The sequence below is a fragment of the Acidovorax bellezanensis genome, from assembly GCF_025421555.1.
Classification (GTDB): Bacteria; Pseudomonadota; Gammaproteobacteria; order Burkholderiales; family Burkholderiaceae_C; genus Comamonas; species Comamonas bellezanensis.
On sequence record NZ_JAODYH010000001.1, the window covers coordinates 527,686 to 548,496 of the forward strand.

Sequence of the window (20,811 nt, forward strand, 5' to 3'; positions counted from 1 at the left end):
GCATGCCAACGGCATGCCTTTGCATCCCCAAAGGCGAGACCCATGTCTCGCCTTTTTTGCGTCCTGCCGCAACGCGGCCATGGGCCCAGGAAAACAACAAGCTCCCGATGTAACAAGGCCGTCATACCCCCTGGCTAGGCTCAGGGCACGTCGACACAACACCACCAAAAACACAAGACGTATTCACCCAATACTCAAAGGATTGAAATGTCTTATTTGACGGATGCAGCTCGCGCCGCCTCACGCGAAGCCCATGGCGAAGTCACGGTTCCTGGCCAGATGTTCGACGCCATCGTCGCCGCCAATCCGGCGCGCCGTACGCTGTTCAAGAACACCATGGCCTTGTCCATGCTGTCGATCTTTGGCGCCAGCGCTCTGACCGCCTGTGGTGGTGACAACGACAATACGCCCCCTGCGCCCGACGGCGGCGGCACGGGCGGCGGCAACAATGGCGGCGGCAGCGAAGTCCCTGCCGGTCCGGATTACTCCGTGACCTTCACGCCCCTGGGCAACAAGATCGTGGCCGACACCGTCACCGTGCCCCAAGGCTACGTGGCGGAAATCCTCTACTCGGCCGGCGACCAGTGCGTCATCGGCTCGGTCGGCTACAGCGGCCTCCCCCAGGTGCATCCCGCCACCGAACTGCAGGCCGGCTCGCAGCACGACGGCATGCACTACTTCGCGATCCCGGGCGTCGACCCCAACAAGCGCGGCCTGCTGGCCATCAACCACGAAAACCTGGATTCCAAGATCCTGGGCTTCACCGGCGGCAAGTACAGCGCGGCCACGGCGACCGACGTAGAAAAGAAAACCGCCCTGTCCACGGTCGGCGTCTCGGTCATCGAAGTCGAGCGCGATGCCAGCGGCAAGTGGTCGGTCAAACCGTCGGCCTACAACAAGCGCTACTCGGGCAACACCGAATACAAGGTCAGCGGCCCGGCGGCAGCGGTGGTCGGCGCGTCCGTCATCGGCACGCTGAACAACTGCGCCAGCGGCCCCACCCCTTGGGGCACCTACCTGACCTGCGAAGAAAGCACCGACAACTACCTGGACCCGACGCAGGCGGAAGAAGGCTACGGCTGGGTCGTGGAAATCGACCCCCTCAACCAGATGGGCACGCCCACCAAGCGCACCGCCATGGGTCGTTTCGATCACGAAAACACCGCCTACATGCTCGATGACGCCAACCGCGTGGCGTTCTACATGGGCGACGACGGCACGCCCGGCTGCATCTACAAGTTCGTGCCCCGCAAGGCCTATGACCCCGCCAACCGCGCCGCCAACTTCGGTCTGCTGGACGACGGCACGCTGTATGTGGCCCGCTTCAACGGCGATGGCACGGGCAACTGGATAGAACTCACGCAAGGCAAGAACGGTCTGGTCGCGGGTGCCACCGATCCGGGCAACTTCACCCAGCTGGCCACCGGCACCGTCATTTCCGGCACGCTGGTGGACTTCAACACCCAAGCCGACGTGCTGATCAAGACCAAAGCCGCTGCGCGCGTGGCCGGCGGCACGCTGATGGACCGCCCGGAGTGGATCACGGTGGGTGGCGACAAAACCATCTACTGCACCCTGACGAACAACAGCAGCCGCAAGCGCACCGATGCCGCGAATCCGCGCACCAGCAACCGGCACGGCCATATCGTGCGCTGGACCGAAACCGGCAACTCGCCGCTGGCAACGACGTTCAACTGGTCGCTGCTGCTGCTGGCCGGCGATCCGTCGATCGCCGCCGCGAACGAGAAGGGCAACATCGTCGGTCACACCTTCTCCAGCCCGGACGGAATCCGCGTCGACCCGCAAAACCGCCTGTGGGTACAAACCGATGCCGGCACGGGCAGCAGCACCACCAGCATCTTCGGCAACAACTCGATGTACTACGTCGACCAGGCCACCGGCGAATCCAAGCGCTTCCTGGTCGGTCCGGTGGGATGCGAGATCACCGGCATCGGCTACACACCCGATCTGACGGCGTTCTTCATCAACATCCAGCACCCCGAAGGCGCATGGTCGACGACCGCCGGCTGGCCCGCGCGCTCGGCCACCGTGGTGGTGCGTCGCACCGATGGCAAGCCGGTAGGCGCCTGATCACCAAGGCAGCGGCCTAGCCGTTGCCAGGTACACGGGAGGGGTTCGGCGAACCCCTCTCCCGCTTGCGCCAGTCACTGCTTGCGGCGCAGCGCCGCCAGGTGGGCCCGGTCGTCGGCGCTGGAAAACAGCACCGCCAGCACAATCCCCACCGCCGCGCCCAGCATGGTCTCCATGACCCGCTCGACGGGCAGACTGCCCGACAGCGGCGCGGGCGAAGCCAGCACGGTCATCAGCAGCGCCATCGGCGTCACGGTGATCTGCCCCAGCGCATAGTTGATGCCGATGATCACTTCGGTGGTGAACTGGAACAGCACGATGGCCAGCACCATGGCCCACAGCGGCGGATGCTGGGCCAGGATCAGCCAGACCAGGCAGGCCCCGACCAGGGTGCCGACCATGCGCTGCAAGGCCCGGCTCATGGTCACATGCAGATTGCTGCCCTGCATCACGGCCGTCGCACCGATGGCCGCCCAGGCCGGATGATGCCAGCCGGCTGCCCAGGCAATCCCCCCCGCCAGTGCCGCACCCGCGGTGATGCGCCCGGCCGCGATCCACTGGTGGGACGCTGGCGGAACAAGGGTCGGCGGCAGTCGCAGCTGAAGCAACTCCTGCGAGCGCAGACCGTCCGTGAGCCAGCACACCAGCCAGGCGACCAGGCCGCCCGCGGCGGTGGCCAGCATGCGCGCAGCCATGGTCTGCCAATGGTCCACGGGGTGCAGGGCCGCGCCGGCCGCGAAGACGATGATCACCGCGCCCGGCAGGCCAATACTCCAACGGCTCACGACCACCGTGCAGGCACCGGCGACCAGCGCCAGCACCAGCACCAGCGCCCAGTCCGGCGCGCCGAACAGCGAAGCCACCGAAGGAAAGAACACGCCCAGCGTCAGCAGCCCCGCGCAGATGGCCACGATGCGGCGGCGCCGCGGCAAGGGGGCGAAGCGTCCGAACAGCGAGGCCAGCGCGCCCAGCGCCGGAAAGCCCACCAGCTCGGGCCAGGGCGACAGCAGCGTCAGCACCACGGCGCACAGCACCGCCAGACTGCACTGCGCGCCGGCAATCAGCGCAATCCTCAGCGACACCGGCGGCGCCAGGGCCACACTGTCCTGCAACTGGCTGCGATCGAACAGATGCAGGGCCGCCCGCGCCATCGAAGCCCCGGTCCCGCCGGCGGCAGCTGCCTTGTCCTTGTCGTCGCTCATGGCATGCCTTGCATCAACGAAATGCCAACACTAGTCGACGATGGTGAGCTTGGCAATCGCCAGCGCCAGCCATTTGGTGCCATGGCGCGGGAAGTTCACCTGGGCGCGCGCGTCGTCGCCCGTGCCTTCGATGGCCAGCACCTTGCCTTCGCCGAACTTGTTGTGGAACACGGCGATGCCCGCACGCAGGCCATGGCTGGGCGCGGCCTTTTGCGGCGGCACGGGGGGGCTGGCAAAGGTTTCCGTCTTGGCGCCAAAGCCGCCGCGGCTGCCGCCGTAACCACCACCGCCATAACCTCCCGAGGACTGCGGCGTGAACGTGCCGAAGCCCTGCTGCTTGGGCGTGATCCACTTGAGCGCCTCTTCGGGCAGTTCGTCGAAGAAGCGGCTCTTCATGTGAAAGCGCGTCTGGCCGTGCAGCATGCGCGTCTGCGAATGGCTCAGGTACAGGCGCTTGCGCGCACGTGTGATCGCCACGTACATCAGGCGGCGTTCTTCTTCCAGGCCGCCGCTGTCGCTCATCGCGTTCTCGTGGGGGAACAGGCCTTCTTCCATGCCGCCGATGAACACCGCGTCGAACTCCAGGCCCTTGGATGCATGCACCGTCATCAACTGCACCGCGTCCTGGCCGGCCTGGGCCTGGTTGTCGCCGGCTTCGAGCGCCGCGTGCGTCAGGAAGGCCACCAGCGGCGACAGGGTCTCGCCGGTATCGATGTCGATGATGCCCGCGGCCGGCTGCGATCCAGGCAGCACCTGGTCGAGCATGGGTTGCGTGGGATCGATGCCCTGGCTCACCGGGCTCTGGCGCAGGGCCTGGCCGTGCTCGTCCAGCGGCAAGGCCACGGCATCGCGGCCAAAGCCTTCCTGGGTCACGAAGCTTTCGCCCGCGTTCACCAGTTCCTGCAAGTTCTCTATGCGGTCCGCGCCTTCCTTTTCGTTGCGGTAATGCTCGAGCAGGCCGCTTTCCTCGAGCACGGCCTCGATGATCAGCCGCAGATTCTTGCCCTGGGTCTGCTCGCGCAGCACTTCGATCTTGGCGACGAAAGCGCCCAGATTCGCGCCCGCCTTGCCGGGCACGGCCGTCACGGCGTCGCTGAGCGAGCAGCCCGCCGAGCGCGCCGCATCCTGCAGCACTTCCACGGTGCGCGCACCAATGCCGCGCGGCGGGAAGTTCACCGCGCGCATGAAGCTGGTGTTGTCGTGCGGGTTCTCCAGCAGGCGCAGATAGGCCAGCGCATGCTTGATTTCCGCGCGCTCGAAAAAGCGCAGGCCGCCATACACGCGATAGGCCACGCCGGCGTTGAACAGCGCGGTTTCTATGACGCGGCTTTGCGCATTGCTGCGGTACAGGATGGCGATCTGCTGGCGCTCGAAGCCGTCGTTCTTCACCAGCTGACGGATCTCCTCGACCATCCACTGCGCTTCGGCCAGGTCGTTGTGGGCCTCGTAGACGCGCACCGGCTCGCCCGGGCCCTGCGTGGTGCGCAGGTTCTTGCCCAGGCGGCGGCTGTTGTGGCTGATCAGTGCATTCGCCGAGTCCAGGATATTGCTGAAACTGCGGTAGTTCTGCTCGAGCTTGATCTGGCGCTGCACGTCGAACTCGCGCACGAAGTCCGCCATATTGCCCACGCGCGCGCCGCGGAATGCGTAAATGCTCTGGTCGTCGTCACCCACGGCGATCACCGAGCCCTGGGTGCGCATCTGGCCGCCGACTTCGTCGCCCGCGAGCTGCTTGAGCCAGGCGTATTGCAGGCGGTTGGTGTCCTGAAACTCGTCGACCAGAATGTGCTGAAAGCGCCGCTGGTAATGCGCGCGCAGATGCGGCTGATCGCGCAGCAGCTCGAAGCTGCGCAGCATCAGCTCGCCGAAATCGACCACGCCTTCGCGCTGGCATTGCTCTTCGTAGAGCTGGTAGAACTCGACCTTCTTGCGCGTATCGGGGTCCTTGACGGCGACATCGCCGGGCCGCTGGCCCTCTTCCTTGCAGCCTGCGATGAAGTACTGCAGTTGCTTGGGCGGAAAGCGCTCGTCGTCCACCCCGTGCTGTTTGCACAGCCGCTTGACGGCCGACAGCTGGTCCTGCATGTCCAGGATCTGGAAGGCCTGGGGCAGACCCGCCGCCTGGTGGTGGGCGCGCAGCAGGCGATTGCACAGGCCGTGGAAAGTGCCTATCCACATGCCGCGCACGTTCACCGGCAGCATGGCCGACAACCGCGCCGTCATTTCCTTGGCCGCCTTGTTGGTGAAAGTCACGGCCAGGATGCCGGCCGGCGTGGCCTGCCCGGTCTGCAACAGCCAGGCAATGCGCGTGGTCAGCACCCGGGTCTTGCCCGATCCCGCGCCGGCCAGGATCAGCGCATGGCCTGCGGGCAGGGTCACGGCCGCCAGTTGCTCCTCATTGAGGTCGGCAAGCAAGGGGGAGGCGGGCGCAGCGACGGGCGCGCTGCTGGAAAGCAGGTCAAGAGGAAACATGCGTCGATTGTAGAAAGCCCGCCAGGCTCCGGGGCACATCGCCACCAAAAGCCTTGCGCCAGCGGCCAACACATCTGGCATGGCTTCCAGGGGCATTCCCCCGACGCGGACAGAGCGGGTAGAATCAATCACCGGGCCCAAGTTTCTTGTGGTCCGGTTTTTTTTGCCTGCTCCGCGCGGGCCAGGGAGGGCGCCGCGTGCGCCAGCGCCCGCAAACCGGCCTCCAAGCCAAGCGCCCCATCGCCGCAGAAATCGTTCTGCAGCGACCCTTTATGGAGCTTGGAATCTCATGGAAATTTTCGACTACGACAACATTCTTCTGCTTCCCCGCAAGTGCTCGGTGGAAAGCCGTTCGGAGTGTGATGCCAGCGTGACGCTGGGCAGTCGTTCGTTTCGCATCCCGGCCGTTCCGGCCAACATGAAGACTGTCGTCGACGAATCCATCTGCACCTGGCTGGCGCAGAACGGCTACTTCTACGTGATGCACCGGTTTGACCTGGACAACCTGCGCTTCGTCCAGGACATGCATGCCAAGGGCTGCTTCGCCTCGATCTCGCTGGGCGTCAAGCAGGCCGACTACGCCACCGTCGACCGCTTCGTCGCCGAAGGCCTGGTGCCCGAGTACATCACCATCGACATCGCCCACGGCCATGCCGACAGCGTGAAGAACATGCTGGCCTACCTGAAGGAAAAGATGCCGCAGTCCTTCGTGATCGCCGGCAACGTCGGCACGCCCGAAGCCGTGATCGACCTGGAAAACTGGGGCGCAGACGCCACCAAGGTCGGCATCGGCCCGGGCAAGGTCTGCATCACCAAGCTCAAGACCGGCTTCGGCACGGGCGGCTGGCAGCTGTCGGCGCTCAAGTGGTGCGCGCGCGTGGCCACCAAGCCCATCATTGCCGACGGGGGCATTCGCAGCCACGGCGACATCGCCAAGAGCGTGCGCTTTGGCGCCAGCATGGTCATGATCGGCTCGCTGTTTGCCGGCCACGAAGAATCGCCTGGCACCACCGTGGTGGTCGACGGCGAGACCTTCAAGGAGTACTACGGCTCGGCTTCGGACTTCAACAAGGGCGAGTACAAGCACGTCGAAGGCAAGCGCATCCTCGAACCCGTCAAGGGCAAGCTGGCCGACACGCTGATCGAAATGGAGCAGGACATCCAGAGCTCGATCAGCTACTCCGGCGGCAAGAAGCTGATGGACATCCGCAAGGTCAACTATGTGACCCTGGGCGGCGACAACGCGGGTGAACACCTGCTGATGTAAGAGTCCGCACAAGGCCTGCTGCAAGCTCGGTGACAGCTTCCAGGCCCACTCCGGGGCGATGATAGAGCCCCGGGGTTTTCCCATGCCCCATCACCTCTTAGGATGCTTGGCGACATGCGCACCACCCCCCTGAAAATTGCTGTTCTAGGCATTGGCATGATGGGCCTGCCCATGGCCCGCCGCCTGTGCCAGGCCGGCCACGAAGTCCATGCCTGGAACCGCACCCACGCCCGCGCAGAACCCCTGGCCGCCGACGGTGCCCGGCTCCATGACAGCGCCGCCGCTGCCGTGGCCACGGCCGACATCACCCTGAGCCTGCTGGAAAACGGCCCGGCCGTGGAAGACGTGCTGTTTGCCCAGGGCGTGGCCGCAGCCATGTTGCCCGGCAGCCTGTTCATCGACATGGCCTCGATCCAGCCCAGCGAAGCCCGCGACCATGCGGCGCGGCTGGGCGAGCGTGGCGTGGCCCATGTCGACGCGCCCGTGTCGGGCGGCACCGTCGGCGCGCAAGCCGGCACGCTGGCCATCATGGCGGGCGGCAAAACCGCCGATTTCGACCGCGCGCAAACGGTCTTTGCCTGCCTGGGCCATGCCACCCATGTCGGCCCGCACGGCGCCGGCCAGCTCGCCAAACTGGCCAACCAGATGATTGTCGGCATCACCATAGGCGCCGTCGCCGAAGCCTTGCTGATGGCCTCCAAGGGCGGCGCCGACATGGCCAAGGTGCACGAAGCCATCAGCGGCGGCTTTGCCCAAAGCCGCATCCTGCAATTGCACGGCCAACGCATGCTGGAGCGCGATTTCGCCCCGCGGGGACGCATGACGGTGCAGCTCAAGGACATGCGCAACGCCCTTTCCACGGCCAAGGAAATCGGCTTCGATGCGCCCATCACCGGCCTGTTCGAACAGCTCTACGCCGAAAGCATTGCCCACGGACTGGGCGATCTGGACCACAGCGGCCTGTTCGTCGAACTGGCCAGCCGCAACGCCATGGCCTAACTTTTTTCCTGCAACCCATCAAAAAATGGTGCATAATCCAGCTCTCGCTTGCAACGCAAGAGAGAAAGTGGGTTCTTAGCTCAGCTGGTAGAGCAGCGGACTCTTAATCCGTAGGTCGAGTGTTCGAATCACTCAGGACCCACCACTTTTTTCAGCGCATTGATTGAAAAATCATTGCAAAACGTTTTGGATGTCCAAAGCCTGCCTCCAAGCAGGCTTTGATCTTTCAAGATGGGTTCTTAGCTCAGCTGGTAGAGCAGCGGACTCTTAATCCGTAGGTCGAGTGTTCGAATCACTCAGGACCCACCACTTTCAATTCAGTGGTCTAACAAAATAATTGGGTTCTTAGCTCAGCTGGTAGAGCAGCGGACTCTTAATCCGTAGGTCGAGTGTTCGAATCACTCAGGACCCACCAATCCAAAAAGCCCACTTCGCAAGAAGTGGGCTTTTTCTTTGCCCCATCCCAAGCCACGCTCCCGCAGGAGACTGCGGGCAAGCGCAGGGGGTCACTAGAATACAGAGCTTGTTGGCGCCACAGGCCTGCATTCTTCCGCCCGCCACCACCACCCTCTCGCCACCCCACCATGCACCCCCAAGCCAAAGAACTCTGGCACGCACCGCGCTGGACCCTGTCCGTCCTGCTGGCCCTGCTGGGCATGCTCGGTCCGTTCTCCATCGACACCTATCTGCCCGCGTTCGCCGGCATCGCCAAGGCCTTGGGGGCCACGCCCGTGGAAATGCAGCAAACGCTGTCGGCCTACCTGTTCGGCTTTGCGTTCATGAGCCTGTTCCACGGCGCGCTGGCCGACAGCTTTGGCCGCCGCCCCGTGGTGCTGTGGGGACTGGCCGTTTTCACGCTGGCATCGGCCGGCTGCGCACTGTCGCAGAACATCAGCCAGCTGGTGTTTTTCCGCGCGCTGCAAGGCCTGTCCACGGGCGCCGGCATCGTGGTCTCGCGCGCCGTGATCCGCGACATGTTTTCACCCGCCGAAGCCCAGAAGGTGATGAGCCAGGTGACGATCTTCTTCGGCGCCGCCCCGGCCATCGCGCCGCTGACCGGCGGCTGGCTGCTGGTGCTTGCGGGCTGGCACAGCATTTTCTGGTTCCTGGCGCTGATCGGCGTGCTGCTGTGGGGCATCAACTACCGGCTGCTGCCCGAAACCCTGCACCCCGAACTGCGCCAGCCTTTCGAGACCCGGCATTTGCTGCGCGGCTACTGGCAGCTGGGATCCAGCCCGCGCTTCGTGCTGCTGGCCCTGGCCAGCGGCGTGCCGTTCAACGGCATGTTTCTTTACGTCATGGCCGCGCCGGCATTTCTGGGCGACCTCCTGGGGCTCGCCCCCACGCAGTTCTTCTGGCTGTTCCTGCTGGTCATTTCAGGCATCATGACCGGCGCCTGGCTCAGCGGCCGCCTGGCCGGCCGCATCCCACCCAAGCGGCAGATACGCCACGGCTTCATGATCATGCTGCCGGTATCCCTGCTCAATGTGCTGGCCAGCGCCCTGCTGCCCGCCCACGTCAGCTGGGCCCTGCTGCCCATAGGGCTGTTTGCGCTGGGCTGGGCGCTGATGGTGCCGGTGGTGACCTTGCTGGTGCTGGACCTGTACCCCGAACGCCGCGGCATGGCATCCTCGCTGCAAGCCTTTGTCGGTGCAGTCGCCAACGGCCTGGTCGCCGGCCTGCTCGCCCCGCTGGTCATGCACTCCACCTTCTGGCTGGCAGTCGCCTCCCTGAGCTTGATGCTGGTCGGACTAGGCTCCTGGGTCTACCTGCACTGGCGCTGGCCCGATATCGGGCGGCACAGCGCTGAATAAAGGCCCCCACGCTTGCTCGCTACGCGTAGCTGCGCTGCCCCCCAAGGGGGCCGTCCGCCGCCTTGGGGCGGCCCGGCGGCGGCGGGCATGCTCTAGCAGCGCACTCCGCAGGCGTTGCCGACCCAAGGCAGCCATCCATCCGTTGCAGGCACCCCAACGCAAAACGCACTGCCAGGGCAGTGCGTTTTTTCATCAAGGAAGCCGCCAGAGACTCACACTCCGGCGCCACCCAGATCAGGCTTGGAGCTGGCTCTTGCCGGCATTGCGGGCTTGCATGAGCTTGCCCAGTCCCACCACCACCACCACGCCCGCCGCGGCAGCAGCGTAATGCAGCCAGGGGTGGGCCATGGTGTAGCCGCGCAGCAGATTGTCATTGACGATGGTTTCACCACCGACCCAGCCAATCAGCGCAGCACCCAGGGTCACGATGACGGGGAAGCGCTCCATGAGCTTGATCATCAGCGTCGAGCCAAAGACCACCAAGGGAATGCTGATGGCCAAGCCCAGGATCAACAGAACCATATTGCCTTGCGCTGTTGCAGCCACGGCAATCACGTTGTCCAGGCTCATCACCAGGTCGGCGATCAGGATGGTGCGAATGGCAGCCATCATCGAGCCCGTGCCCTTGCTTTCGCCGTCACCATCTTCTTCGCCGGTCAGCAGCTGGTAGCCGATCCACAGCAGCAACACGCCGCCGATCACTTGCAGGAACGACAGCTCCAGCAGCTTGGCGGCCACCACCGTCAGCGCGATACGCAAGACCACGGCAGCGCCGGAGCCGAACATGACGGCTTTCTTCTGCTGCTCGGGAGGGAGCGAACGGGCTGCCAGGGCAATGACAACTGCGTTGTCGCCGGACAGAATGATATTGATCCAGATGATCTTGACGAGGCCGATCCAAAAGTCGGCTGTGCTGAGAAATTCCATTGCTACTCCACTGTTATGAATACAAAACGCCGCATGGACGCGGCGCTTCTTTTTATGAGTAGCGGCAGTGTAGGGCGGAAAGCATCCGCTTGCCGTCCGTAATACTGCGTAAATTTCTACGTAATACTACGCGCCGCACCTACAAGCAGACGTAAAAAAACCGGCCCAAAAGGGCCGGTTGATTCATGCGCAGCGCTGCAGATCAGCGGGCTGGGCGTGCGGGACGCTTGCGGGCGTCATGCGGAGTGAACGAAGGCTTGCCGCCAGGACCGCCGGCAGGCTTGCCAGCGTAGGCAGGACGTGCGCCGTATTCACGTGCCGGAGCACGGTCACCGCCGCCGAAGCCGCCGCGATCACCGCCGCGGTTGTCAGCAAATGCGGGCTTGCGGGGAGCAAAGCCTTCGCCATCACGGCGAGGAGCACCACCAAAGCCTTCGCCACGAGGAGCAAAGCCACGGTCGTCACGGGGAGCAGCAGCGCGGGGGGCGCCAAAGCCGCCGGCGCCACGGTCACCGCCGCCACCGAAGCCGCCGCGATCACCACCACGATCGCCGCCGCCGAAGCCGCCACGATCACCACCACGGTCGCCGCCGCCGAAGCCGCCGCGATCACCGCCGCCGCCGAAGCCGCCACGGTCGCCGCCACCGCCGAAGCTGCGACCGCGATCACCGCCGCCGAAGCCGCCACCGCCGCCGCCGAAGCTGCGACCGCCGCCACCGCCGCCGCCGAAGCCACCGCTGCGGCCACGTGGGGAGTAATCACGACCGCCGCCACCGCCGCCACGACCGGCATCGGAGCGACCGCCCTGGGGCGCCCGCTGCGTAGGCTCCAGACCAGGCACCACTTCCGAAGTGAACTGCTGGCGGGTGAAAGCTTCGATGTCGAAAATGCGGCGACGATCGCGGAATTCCGCAAACGTCACGGCCAGACCCGAGCGACCGGCACGACCGGTACGGCCAATGCGGTGGGTGTAGTCTTCGGCCTTCATGGGAAGACCGTAGTTGAACACGTGGGTGATGGTGGGCACGTCGATACCGCGTGCGGCCACATCGGTAGCCACCAGGATTTGCACCTGGCCGCCACGCAGTGCCTGCAGGCGGCGATTGCGCAAGCCTTGGCTCAGCGCGCCGTGCAATGCAACAGCCGAGAAGCCTTCTTGCTGCAGATCGGTAGCCAGACCGTCGCACTCCACCTGGGTGGAAGCGAACACGATGGCTTGGTTGATCGTGGTGTCACGCAGCCAGTGGTCCAGCAGCTTGCGCTTGTGCTGGGCGTTGTCAGCCCAGAACAGCACCTGCTTGATGCTGGAGTGCTTTTCTTGCGGCGAGTCGATCTGGATCTTCTTGACGCCAGCGCCGTTGTCATGCATCACACGCATGGCCAGCTGCTGAATGCGCGACGCGAACGTGGCGCTGAACATCATGGTCTGCTGGCGCTGGGCCGTCATCTGATTGACTTCAGCCAGGTCGTCCGAGAAGCCCAGGTCGAGCATGCGGTCAGCTTCGTCAACGACCAGGAACTGGACCTTGTCGAGCTTGATCTGCATGGAACGCTGCAGGTCCAGCAGACGGCCAGGCGTGGCCACCACCAGATTGGCGTTTTGCAGCTTGGCAATTTGCAGCTGGTAAGGGATACCGCCGACCACATTGGCAACGCGCAGACCACGGCAATGCTTGACCAGCTCGATGGCGTCTTGCGCCACCTGTTGGGCCAGCTCACGCGTGGGGCACAGGATCAGGGCGCCAGGAGCGGCAGCCTTGAAGTTGCGGGGGTTGGTCGGGTCCTTGCGCTTGCGCTTGGGAGCTGGCTCGCCATTGGCGGCAGCTTCAGCCACGGCACGCTCGAATTCGGCGCGGCCTTCGGCTTCCATTTCGGCTTGCTGTTCCAGCAGCGTGTGCAGCACAGGCAGCAGGAAAGCAGCAGTCTTGCCCGAACCGGTCTGGCTCGACACCATCAGGTCCACGAAGGCAGTGGCGTTCGCGCCCTTGTTCATGGCCAGAGGAATGGCCTTGGCTTGCACAGCGGTAGGCTGGGTGTAGCCCAGATCGGCAACGGCCTGCACCAGTTCAGGAGCCAGTCCCAGCAGCACAAAGCCATTGGGCTTTTGTTCCACTTCAACTTCAGGCAGGTCAGCGTCGGTTTCGGCGATGATGGATGCGGCGTCTGCAACGATGGCAGCGTCGTCAGCAGCAGGATGCGCTGCGTTCAAAATGGAATGGTCCAAAGAAGATTCTGCAGCGGCGACGGCGCCCTGCTCAATAATGTTGTCGTTCATTTGTTTCTCACGCTGAAGCGCCACCGACAAGGTATCTGCGGTGCTTCAATGACGGTTAAAAAACATCAACCGTCAAACGAGGCCGGCTCAGAGATGAGGCGGCTGGGCATAAATTGCTTTGCCGTGCATGGTGCACGGATCAAAAGCGGGGCCCGGTGAGTGATGGGAGATGCGCAAATTACCCCAAGGGGTAGGGGCAAGCTGCGAATTATGACACGAAGCCCCAGGTAAAGGCAAACGAACCCCAGGGATTACCCGACGTTGGCCAAGGCCATCTTCTGATTCAGTGGCCCATGGCGCCGTTCGCATCATTCACAGCCTGGGAACCTGACGCGCTCCAGGCCAGGGACACCAAGCAAGGGCCGCCCCGCAGCGACGGTGTCGTCCCCCAGCGAGGGACGACCCCTGCCGCGCAGGCCGCTCAGGGGGTGCTTCCAATCACGCCGCCTGCAGCTCCAGGGCCAGGAAATGCGCGCGGTAGTGGATCAGTTCATCGATGGACTCATGCACGTCAGCCAGCGCCGTGTGGCGTTGCGCTTTCTTGAACGATGCGCAGACGGCGGGCTTCCAGCGGCGCGCCAGTTCCTTGAAGGTGCTCACATCCACGTTTCTATAGTGGAAAAACGCTTCGAGCTTGGGCATGTAATTGACCAGGAAGCGCCGATCCTGGCCGATGCTGTTGCCGCACAGCGGCACCTTGCCCTTGGGCACGTAGCGCGACAGAAAGGCAATCAGCTCGCGCTCGGCCTGGGCTTCGGTCACTTCCGACGCCTTGACGCGCTCGATCAGGCCGCTGCGCCCGTGCGTGCCCTTGTTCCAGGCATCCATGCCATTGAGCAACTCGTCACTCTGGTGGATGGCGAAGACCGGACCTTCGATGCGAATCGACAGGTCGGAGTTGGTGACCACCACGGCAATCTCGATCACCCTGTCGGTCTCGGGCTTGAGCCCGGTCATTTCACAGTCAAGCCAGACGAGATTTAAATCGGATTTCGCGAGCACGGGAGGGTTGGAGCAGAGGGCGTCAGACATGGCGCAAATTGTCGCCTACACTGCGCTGACATGCTTTCCCACGACCCCTTTTCACCCTCGCTGCTACTGACTCTGGGCTTTGCCGCCGCGCTGACCCTGCAATTGCTGGTACGCCTGTGGCTGGTGTCGCGCCAGGTGCGCCACGTGGCCCGCCACCGGGCCCAGGTGCCCGCGGCGTTCGCCCAGCACATTTCACTGCAAGCCCACCAGAAGGCCGCCGACTACACGCTGGCCAAGTCCCGCACCGGCCTGCTGGACCTGGGCTTGTCCACCGCCATGCTGCTGGCCTGGACCTTGCTCGGCGGCCTGGACGCCCTGAACCAGGTCCTGCTCGAATGGCTGGGCCAGGGCCTGCACCAGCAGCTCGCCCTGCTCGCCGCCTTTTCCCTGATCTCCGGCCTCGCCGGTCTGCCGCTGTCGCTGTACCAGACCTTTGTCGTCGAACAGCGCTTTGGCTTCAACAAGCTCACTGCGCGCCTGTGGCTCATGGACCTGCTCAAGTCGTCGCTGGTGGCGGCCGTGATCGGCCTGCCGCTGGCCGCCCTCATCCTGTGGCTCATGGCTTCGGCCGGGGCGCTGTGGTGGCTGTGGGCCTGGGGCGTCTGGGCCGGCTTCAACCTGCTGCTGATGTGGCTCTACCCGACCTTGATCGCCCCGCTGTTCAACCGCTTCGAGCCCCTCAAGGACGAGACCATCCGCGAACGCGTGACGGCGCTGATGCAGCGCTGCGGCTTCGCGGCCAAAGGCCTGTTCGTGATGGACGGCAGCCGCCGCTCGGCCCATGCCAATGCCTACTTCACCGGCTTCGGCGCGGCCAAGCGGGTAGTGTTCTACGACACCCTGCTCAAGCAGCTATCGCCCGCCGAAGTCGAAGCCGTGCTGGCCCACGAACTGGGCCACTTCAAGCACCGCCACATCGCCAAACGGCTGGTCGCGCTGTTCGCGCTGAGCCTGGCCGGCCTGGCGCTGCTGGGCTGGCTGTCGCAGCAGCTGTGGTTCTACACCGGCCTGGGCGTACGCCCCAGCCTGGACATGGTGCTGGCGAGCAGCAGCGGCATGGCCGGCAACGAAGCACTGGCCCTGCTGCTGTTCCTGCTGGTCGCGCCGGTCTTCAGCTTCTTTCTGGCGCCGGTGATGTCGTATTTCTCGCGCCGCGATGAATTCCAGGCCGACGCCTACGCCGCGAGCCAGGCCGACGGCAGCCAGCTGGCCTCGGCCCTGCTGACGCTGTACCAGGACAACGCTGCTACGCTCACCCCCGACCCGGCCTACGTCGCCTTCCACTATTCGCACCCACCGGCCATAGAGCGCCTTGCGCGCCTGCCGGCGCCCGCTCCCGCACTGGCCCCCACCGCACCATGACTACTTCTCCACTCAAGCAACAGGACTGGTCCGCCCAGCCACGCCGCGCCCTTTCGGCCACCCAGCTGGTGTCCCAGCTCGCCCAGACCGAAGGCTGGAAACTGTCCGGCGACGGCCAGGCCGTGGCCATAGAAAAGACGTTCTCCTTTGTGAACTATTACGAAACCATGGCCTTCGTCAATGCCGTGGCGCTGATCGCCCACCAGCAAGACCACCACCCGGAGCTGCTGGTGCAATACAACCGTTGCACGGTTCGCCTCAACACCCACGACGTGGGCGGCATTTCAGCCACGGACTTCGATTGCGCGCGCCGCATCGATGCCTTGCTCGCATGACCGAATCCACCGCCCGCCCCGAAGGCCTGGTTGTGGCCAGCCACGGCCGCCATTGCGTGATCGAAGCACCCGACGGCTCGCGCCGCATCTGCCATCCACGCGGCAAGAAAAGCCAGGCCGTGGTCGGCGACCATGTGCGCTGGATCATGCCGGCCGCCGGCCAGGGCGATGAAGGCACGATTGAAAAAGTCCTGCCCCGCCGCAACCTGTTCTACCGCCAGGACGAGATCCGCACCAAGTCGTTCGCGGCCAACATCGACCAGGTACTGATCCTGATCGCCGCCGACCCGGTGTTCTCCGAAAGCCAGCTCGCGCGCGCGCTGATCGCCGCCGAAGCCTCGCACATCACGCCGCTGATCGCCCTCAACAAGAGCGATCTGGTCGAGCCCTTTGCCCGCGCCTGGGAACGCCTGCTGCCCTACCGCCGCATGCGCCACGGCAGCGACCAACCCAATTACGGCGTGCTGCCGCTGTCGCTCACCGAGTCCAGCGAAACCGACCGCGCGGCGCTGATGCAGCACCTCAAGGGCAAGGCCACGCTGGTGCTCGGCCCTTCAGGCTCGGGCAAGAGCACGCTGATCAATCTGCTGGTGCCGGGCGCACGCGCGCAGACCGGCGAAATCTCCCAGGCACTGAATTCAGGCAAGCACACCACGACCAGCACCACCTGGTACTGGGTCGATGAAGAGCGCGAGACCGCACTGCTCGACTCACCGGGCTTCCAGGAATTCGGCCTGCACCACATAGGCCCCATGGACCTGGCACGCTGCATGCCCGACATCGGCGCGCGCGCGGCCGACTGCAAGTTCTACAACTGCACCCACCTGCACGAACCCGGCTGCGCCGTGATGGCCGAAGTCGACGCCAAGGACAGCCCCCACCACATCAGCGCCAACCGCTACCGCATCTACCGCGATCTGTTCGAGGAACTGAGCGTGGGGCCGAAGTACTGAGTTCGGTTTTCGACCACAAAAAAACCCCGCAATGCGGGGTTTTTTTGATGGTGCCAGAGCGCAACTTCAGCCCAGCAGCCGCGCCAGCGTCAACAAGGCCAGCAGCAGCAGCCAGACCACCACCGAGCGCCAGACCAGCCCCACCACGCTGCGCAGGTGGCTCAGCTCGGGAGCCCGGCCAGGCGTGGAGTCGCTGTCATCGACATCGGCCTCGCCGTCAAAGCCCGACACGATGGGCGCATCTTCGCGGGCCTTGAGGGCTTCGCCGCCAAGCCGGACGTTGATTGCGCCGGCCGTCGCGGCCAGCAGCACGCCGTCGTTGTCGTTGGGAAAGCGCTGGGCATGGAAGCGCCAGCCGTCAATGGCTTCCTCGAAGCTGCCCACCACCGCAAAGCTCAAGGCCGTCAGCCGCGCGGGCAGCCAGTCAATCCACATCCAGGCCTGGCGCGCGGCGCTTTGCAGGCGCTCGCTCACCGGCTGGGCGCCCATATAGCCCTTGCGCGACCAGTAGCGCGAGACAAACTCCGCCGAGCGGTACAGGACCGCGCCCATGGGACCCAGGCCCAGCGCCGCCAGCACCGAGTACCAGAACAGCACGCCAAACACATGGCGGTGCGCGGCCAACACCGAATATTCGATCACGTGGCGCACCACCTGGCTGCGCGGCACTTCGGTCGTGTCCACCTGCTGCCACTGCGCCAGCTCTTCGCGCGCCGTGTATTCGTCCCCGGCATCCAGCGCATCGCGGATGCGCGTGAAGTGGTGGCTGAACTGGCGAAAGCCCAGCGTCACATACAGCACGGCCACGTTCCAGACCAGGGCCAGCGGCCAGCCCACGGCCCACATCAGCAGGCAATGCACGCCCAGCACCAGCAGCGCGGGCGCCAGCACCGCCAGGCACCAGGCTACCCAGCCGTGGTGGGACTTGCCGGCATCAAAGTTGCGACGTACGGAGACCGCCCAGGCACGCAATCCGGCATGGACGACGTTGCTGCGGGCCAGCGGGCGTGCCTGCTCGATCAGCAAGGCAAACAGGATGGCGAAGAAACTCATGCCAACATCATACTTTGCATGCATGACACATGCGCAAGCCACCGCCGCCACGGTCCATTGCGCGCTCACCATGCCCGCGAGGTATGTAACTGGCGCGCCCCAGCCCAGGGGCAGCGAGGAAGGGCCGCCCCGCACCGAGGCTGCCGTCCCCCTTAGGGGGAAGCGGAGGTCCGCCTCTGCGGCGCAGCCGCACAGGGGGGGGCTTCAAGCCCTCATGAATCGGTAGAAGTTGCGCAGCATGCCTGCCGTCGCGCCCCAGATGTAGTGCTGCTTGTCGCCCGCCTGATAGGGCATGGAAAACCATTCACGCAGACCTTCGGGCCTTTGCAGCGCATGGCGTTGGTGGTGGGCCGGGTCGAGCACAAAGGCCAGCGGCACTTCGAACAGATCGGCCACTTCATGGGGATTGGGCTGGTAGCGGACCTGGGGCTGCACCAGGGCGACCACCGGCGTCACGACAAAACCGGTGCCGGTGACATAGGGCGGCAGGCTGCCCAGCACTTCCGCCAGCGCCGGGTCCAGGCCGACTTCTTCCTGCGCCTCGCGCAAGGCCGTGGCAGCGGCATCCACATCCTCGGGGTCGCGCTTGCCGCCGGGAAACGCCACCTGCCCCGAATGCGTGGACAAGTGCTGGGTGCGCTCGGTCAGCAGCAGCATGGGTTCGTCGCGCAACACGATGGCGATCAGCACGGCGGCTTCGGCCGATGCATGGCCCGTGCCGATGCGCTCGCGCTCGATTTCAGGCGACCACAGCGGCGGAGCGGCAAAGCGGTGGCGCAAGGCGTCTGCCGTCAGCGCGCTGGCCGGCACGGCCGGCAGGTGGGCGTCCACGCCCAGCACGGGCACCGTGCGGGGATCAAAGCCCGGCGCCAGGGCGGCGGGACGGGGTGAGGACTGGGCCTGATGGATGACGGAAGAGGTGTGCACAGCAAACAATGGGCGTAAAAATGCCCCCTAACTGCTTTTCAACTTGGGGCGGCCCGGCCATAAAAAAAGCCGCTACAGCGAACTGTAGCGGCTTTTTTGGCGAAACGTTGAGGCGTTTTGGCGAAACGCCTAAGCGTCTCAAGCGGCCGTTGCGGGCGCCACTGCGGCTGCAGCAGGAGCTGCTGCCGTCTTGCGAGCTGGCAGCTTTTCCTTGATACGTGCCGACTTGCCGCTGCGCTCGCGCAGGTAGTACAGCTTGGCACGACGCACATCACCACGGCGCTTGACTTCAATGCCGGCGATCAGCGGGCTGTAGGTTTGGAACGTACGTTCCACGCCTTCGCCGCTGGAGATCTTGCGAACAGTGAAGCCGCTGTTGAGGCCGCGGTTGCGCTTGGCAATCACGACGCCTTCGTAGGCCTGCACACGCTTGCGCGCGCCTTCAACCACGTTCACGCTCACGATGACGGTGTCACCGGGGGAGAACACGGGGATGGTCTTGTTCAAGCGGGCGATTTCTTCCTGCTCAAGAGTCTGAATCAGATTCATGGTTACATCCAACGATCTTGTCCGCGCCACAATTGGCAAGCGCCGGGATTGGCACTGTATGGCTGCACGCGTTGCCACGAAGGCTCCATGCGTGCAGCGGCCGGCAGAGGATCGACAGCCCCCGATTATAGCCCGGACGCTTTTTTCGCCAAAACCGCCTCATCCTTGCGGGTCAAGTGGCCGGCCTCGCGCGCCTTTTCCAGCAGGTCCGGCCGGTGGCGGGCCGTGATCTCCAGACTCTGGTCCCGCCGCCAGCGCTCGATGTGCGCGTGGTGGCCCGACAACAGAATCGCCGGCACTTCCTGGCCCTGCCAGCTTTCGGGGCGGGTGTAATGCGGGCAATCGAGCAAGCCGTTGAGGCTGGGGTTGAAGCTGTCGAGCTGGTGGCTGCCTTCGTCGTTGAGCACGCCGGGTTGCAGCCGCGTGACCGCGTCCAGCAGCGCCATGGCCGCGATCTCGCCGCCCGACAACACGAAGTCGCCCAGGCTGATCTGCGCGGACACATGGGTGTCGATGAAGCGCTGGTCTATGCCCTCGTAGCGTCCGCACAGCAAGATCGCACCCGGGCTTTGCGCCCAGCGCTCGACGGCCGTATGGTTGAGCGTCTGGCCCACGGGCGAGAACAGCACCAGCGGCACCTGCTCGGCCGGATCTTCGGCGCGGTCGGCGCGGATCGCATCCAGACAGGCCTGCAGCGGCTCGACCATCATCACCATGCCGGGGCCGCCGCCAAACGGGCGGTCGTCAACCCGGCGGTAATTGCCTTCGGCGTAGTCGCGTGGATTCCACAGCCGCACCGCGACCTGGCCCGACGCATAGGCGCGGCGCGTGACGCCGCTGGCCAGGAACGGCGCGAACAGTTCCGGAAACAAGGTAATGATGTCAAAGCGCACGGCTACAGACCTTCCTCTGCCGTGCAAATCGCGGCAGCGCAAACAATGGTCGGGCCATCAGTAATCCGTTTGCCAATCGACGGTGATCCGGCGTTCGGTCAATTCGACCTTGTCCACATAGGCCGATACGAAGGGGATCATGCGCTCCAGCGCTTTGCCCTCTTCCTCGTAGGCGATCACCAGCACGGTCTGCGGCCCGGTGGACATCAAGTCCTTGACCTGACCCAGGACCACGCCTTCGCGGTTGACCACATCCAGGCCCAGCAGATCCACCCAGTAGTACTCGTCTTCCGCGGCTTGGGGAAACGCGGTGCGCGAGACAAAAATGCGCGCGCCCTTGAGCGACTGGGCCGCATCGCGGTCGTTCACGCCGTCCACCGTGGCCACCAGCGAGCCCGAATGCTCGCGCGACTGCTTGACTTCCAGCAGCACGGTGCCGGTGAAAGTGCGCGCGCCGCGCTCCGACGGTTGCAAGAACCACTGCTTGGACGTCAGCAGCACTTCAGGGTCGGCGCTGAACGCCTGCACCTTGAACCAGCCCTTGACGCCCCAGGCTTCCCCAATGCGGCCGACCTCGACGGCATCGGCGGGCAATTGGGCAGGTTGGAAAACAGGAAGAAGGGCCATGGTGCAGACAGGAGAAAAATTAAGCAATAAAAA

Annotated in this window: 17 protein-coding genes and 3 tRNA genes; 10 read left to right on the forward strand and 10 right to left on the reverse strand. The window is 64.8% G+C overall.

What is annotated here, in order from left to right; all coding sequences use genetic code 11:
* Positions 1 to 207 precede the first annotated feature (207 nt).
* Positions 208 to 2,091, forward strand: coding sequence for a PhoX family protein (locus tag N0K08_RS02365; protein ID WP_261498379.1), 1,884 nt, complete (start codon positions 208 to 210; stop codon positions 2,089 to 2,091).
* Between the two features lie 74 nt (positions 2,092 to 2,165).
* On the opposite strand, the gene N0K08_RS02370 is transcribed toward N0K08_RS02365, so the two are convergent.
* Both N0K08_RS02370 and N0K08_RS02375 read right to left on the reverse strand, forming a co-directional pair.
* Positions 2,166 to 3,293 carry an FUSC family protein gene (locus N0K08_RS02370; RefSeq protein ID WP_261498380.1) on the reverse strand — a complete coding sequence of 376 codons (1,128 nt, stop codon included), beginning with the start codon at positions 3,291 to 3,293 and terminating at the stop codon, positions 2,166 to 2,168.
* Positions 3,294 to 3,323: 30 nt separating this feature from the next.
* A complete protein-coding gene (locus N0K08_RS02375) occupies positions 3,324 to 5,765 on the reverse strand; it encodes a UvrD-helicase domain-containing protein (protein ID WP_261498381.1) in 2,442 nt (813 codons plus the stop codon).
* Positions 5,766 to 6,054: 289 nt separating this feature from the next.
* Here N0K08_RS02375 and N0K08_RS02380 point away from each other — a divergent pair, with 289 nt between their 5' ends.
* The 6 genes from N0K08_RS02380 (at position 6,055) to N0K08_RS02405 (ending at position 9,845) form a co-directional block, all read left to right on the forward strand.
* Positions 6,055 to 7,032, forward strand: a complete 978-nt coding sequence (locus tag N0K08_RS02380; protein WP_261498382.1) for a GMP reductase — start codon at positions 6,055 to 6,057, stop codon at positions 7,030 to 7,032.
* Positions 7,033 to 7,146: 114 nt separating this feature from the next.
* Positions 7,147 to 8,031 carry an NAD(P)-dependent oxidoreductase gene (locus tag N0K08_RS02385; protein WP_261498383.1) on the forward strand — a complete coding sequence of 295 codons (885 nt, stop codon included), beginning with the start codon at positions 7,147 to 7,149 and terminating at the stop codon, positions 8,029 to 8,031.
* 69 nt (positions 8,032 to 8,100) lie between these two features.
* A tRNA-Lys gene (locus tag N0K08_RS02390) sits at positions 8,101 to 8,176 on the forward strand.
* Positions 8,177 to 8,264: 88 nt separating this feature from the next.
* Positions 8,265 to 8,340, forward strand: a tRNA-Lys gene (locus tag N0K08_RS02395).
* Between the two features lie 30 nt (positions 8,341 to 8,370).
* Positions 8,371 to 8,446 (forward strand) — tRNA-Lys (locus tag N0K08_RS02400).
* Between the two features lie 169 nt (positions 8,447 to 8,615).
* Positions 8,616 to 9,845, forward strand: a complete 1,230-nt coding sequence (locus N0K08_RS02405; RefSeq protein WP_261498384.1) for a multidrug effflux MFS transporter — start codon at positions 8,616 to 8,618, stop codon at positions 9,843 to 9,845.
* A gap of 234 nt (positions 9,846 to 10,079) precedes the next feature.
* Here the strand turns inward: N0K08_RS02405 and N0K08_RS02410 are convergent, their stop codons facing one another.
* The 3 genes from N0K08_RS02410 to orn form a co-directional block, all read right to left on the reverse strand.
* Positions 10,080 to 10,772, reverse strand: a complete 693-nt coding sequence (locus N0K08_RS02410) for a TerC family protein (RefSeq protein ID WP_261498385.1) — start codon at positions 10,770 to 10,772, stop codon at positions 10,080 to 10,082.
* Positions 10,773 to 10,974: 202 nt separating this feature from the next.
* Positions 10,975 to 13,047 carry a DEAD/DEAH box helicase gene (locus tag N0K08_RS02415; RefSeq protein WP_261498386.1) on the reverse strand — a complete coding sequence of 691 codons (2,073 nt, stop codon included), beginning with the start codon at positions 13,045 to 13,047 and terminating at the stop codon, positions 10,975 to 10,977.
* 438 nt (positions 13,048 to 13,485) lie between these two features.
* Positions 13,486 to 14,079: an oligoribonuclease gene (orn, locus tag N0K08_RS02420; RefSeq protein WP_261498387.1), complete on the reverse strand. Its 594-nt coding sequence runs from the start codon at positions 14,077 to 14,079 to the stop codon at positions 13,486 to 13,488.
* Positions 14,080 to 14,109: 30 nt separating this feature from the next.
* On the opposite strand from orn, the gene N0K08_RS02425 reads away from it, so the two are divergent.
* Genes N0K08_RS02425 through rsgA form a run of 3 tightly spaced genes read left to right on the forward strand, consistent with a single transcriptional unit; the run spans position 14,110 to position 16,729 of the window.
* Positions 14,110 to 15,441 carry a M48 family metallopeptidase gene (locus tag N0K08_RS02425; protein ID WP_261498388.1) on the forward strand — a complete coding sequence of 444 codons (1,332 nt, stop codon included), beginning with the start codon at positions 14,110 to 14,112 and terminating at the stop codon, positions 15,439 to 15,441.
* Positions 15,438 to 15,776, forward strand: a complete 339-nt coding sequence (locus N0K08_RS02430) for a 4a-hydroxytetrahydrobiopterin dehydratase (protein WP_261498389.1) — start codon at positions 15,438 to 15,440, stop codon at positions 15,774 to 15,776. The genes N0K08_RS02425 and N0K08_RS02430 overlap by 4 nt, the downstream gene beginning before the upstream one ends.
* On the forward strand, positions 15,773 to 16,729 hold the full coding sequence (rsgA, locus tag N0K08_RS02435; protein ID WP_261498390.1) for a ribosome small subunit-dependent GTPase A: 957 nt from the start codon (positions 15,773 to 15,775) through the stop codon (positions 16,727 to 16,729). Before N0K08_RS02430 ends, rsgA begins: the two co-directional genes overlap by 4 nt.
* 66 nt (positions 16,730 to 16,795) lie before the next feature.
* Here the strand turns inward: rsgA and N0K08_RS02440 are convergent, their stop codons facing one another.
* The 5 genes from N0K08_RS02440 to rimM all read right to left on the reverse strand — a co-directional run bounded on the left by N0K08_RS02440 (position 16,796) and on the right by rimM (position 20,778).
* Positions 16,796 to 17,782, reverse strand: coding sequence for a CobD/CbiB family protein (locus tag N0K08_RS02440; RefSeq protein WP_261498391.1), 987 nt, complete (start codon positions 17,780 to 17,782; stop codon positions 16,796 to 16,798).
* Between the two features lie 204 nt (positions 17,783 to 17,986).
* Entirely contained in the window at positions 17,987 to 18,709 is a 723-nt protein-coding gene (locus N0K08_RS02445; protein ID WP_261498392.1) for a CoA pyrophosphatase, read from the reverse strand.
* 138 nt (positions 18,710 to 18,847) lie between these two features.
* Positions 18,848 to 19,258 (reverse strand): 50S ribosomal protein L19, encoded by a 411-nt coding sequence (gene rplS / locus N0K08_RS02450; RefSeq protein ID WP_261498393.1) that lies wholly within the window; start codon positions 19,256 to 19,258, stop codon positions 18,848 to 18,850.
* 125 nt (positions 19,259 to 19,383) lie between these two features.
* Positions 19,384 to 20,151, reverse strand: coding sequence for a tRNA (guanosine(37)-N1)-methyltransferase TrmD (gene trmD / locus N0K08_RS02455; protein WP_261498394.1), 768 nt, complete (start codon positions 20,149 to 20,151; stop codon positions 19,384 to 19,386).
* Between the two features lie 57 nt (positions 20,152 to 20,208).
* Positions 20,209 to 20,778: a ribosome maturation factor RimM gene (rimM, locus tag N0K08_RS02460; protein ID WP_261498395.1), complete on the reverse strand. Its 570-nt coding sequence runs from the start codon at positions 20,776 to 20,778 to the stop codon at positions 20,209 to 20,211.
* Positions 20,779 to 20,811: the final 33 nt, after the last annotated feature.

Coding starts and splice junctions, on each gene's coding strand:
- rimM (WP_261498395.1), bottom strand. CDS start 20,778: ATGGCCCTTCTTCCTGTTTTCCAACCTGCCCAATTGCCCGCCGATGCC.
- rsgA (WP_261498390.1), top strand. CDS start 15,773: ATGACCGAATCCACCGCCCGCCCCGAAGGCCTGGTTGTGGCCAGCCAC.
- N0K08_RS02430 (WP_261498389.1), top strand. CDS start 15,438: ATGACTACTTCTCCACTCAAGCAACAGGACTGGTCCGCCCAGCCACGC.
- N0K08_RS02380 (WP_261498382.1), top strand. CDS start 6,055: ATGGAAATTTTCGACTACGACAACATTCTTCTGCTTCCCCGCAAGTGC.
- N0K08_RS02425 (WP_261498388.1), top strand. CDS start 14,110: ATGCTTTCCCACGACCCCTTTTCACCCTCGCTGCTACTGACTCTGGGC.
- orn (WP_261498387.1), bottom strand. CDS start 14,079: ATGTCTGACGCCCTCTGCTCCAACCCTCCCGTGCTCGCGAAATCCGAT.
- rplS (WP_261498393.1), bottom strand. CDS start 19,258: ATGAATCTGATTCAGACTCTTGAGCAGGAAGAAATCGCCCGCTTGAAC.
- N0K08_RS02375 (WP_261498381.1), bottom strand. CDS start 5,765: ATGTTTCCTCTTGACCTGCTTTCCAGCAGCGCGCCCGTCGCTGCGCCC.
- N0K08_RS02405 (WP_261498384.1), top strand. CDS start 8,616: ATGCACCCCCAAGCCAAAGAACTCTGGCACGCACCGCGCTGGACCCTG.
- N0K08_RS02365 (WP_261498379.1), top strand. CDS start 208: ATGTCTTATTTGACGGATGCAGCTCGCGCCGCCTCACGCGAAGCCCAT.
- N0K08_RS02440 (WP_261498391.1), bottom strand. CDS start 17,782: ATGAGTTTCTTCGCCATCCTGTTTGCCTTGCTGATCGAGCAGGCACGC.
- N0K08_RS02370 (WP_261498380.1), bottom strand. CDS start 3,293: ATGAGCGACGACAAGGACAAGGCAGCTGCCGCCGGCGGGACCGGGGCT.
- N0K08_RS02410 (WP_261498385.1), bottom strand. CDS start 10,772: ATGGAATTTCTCAGCACAGCCGACTTTTGGATCGGCCTCGTCAAGATC.
- N0K08_RS02415 (WP_261498386.1), bottom strand. CDS start 13,047: ATGAACGACAACATTATTGAGCAGGGCGCCGTCGCCGCTGCAGAATCT.
- N0K08_RS02385 (WP_261498383.1), top strand. CDS start 7,147: ATGCGCACCACCCCCCTGAAAATTGCTGTTCTAGGCATTGGCATGATG.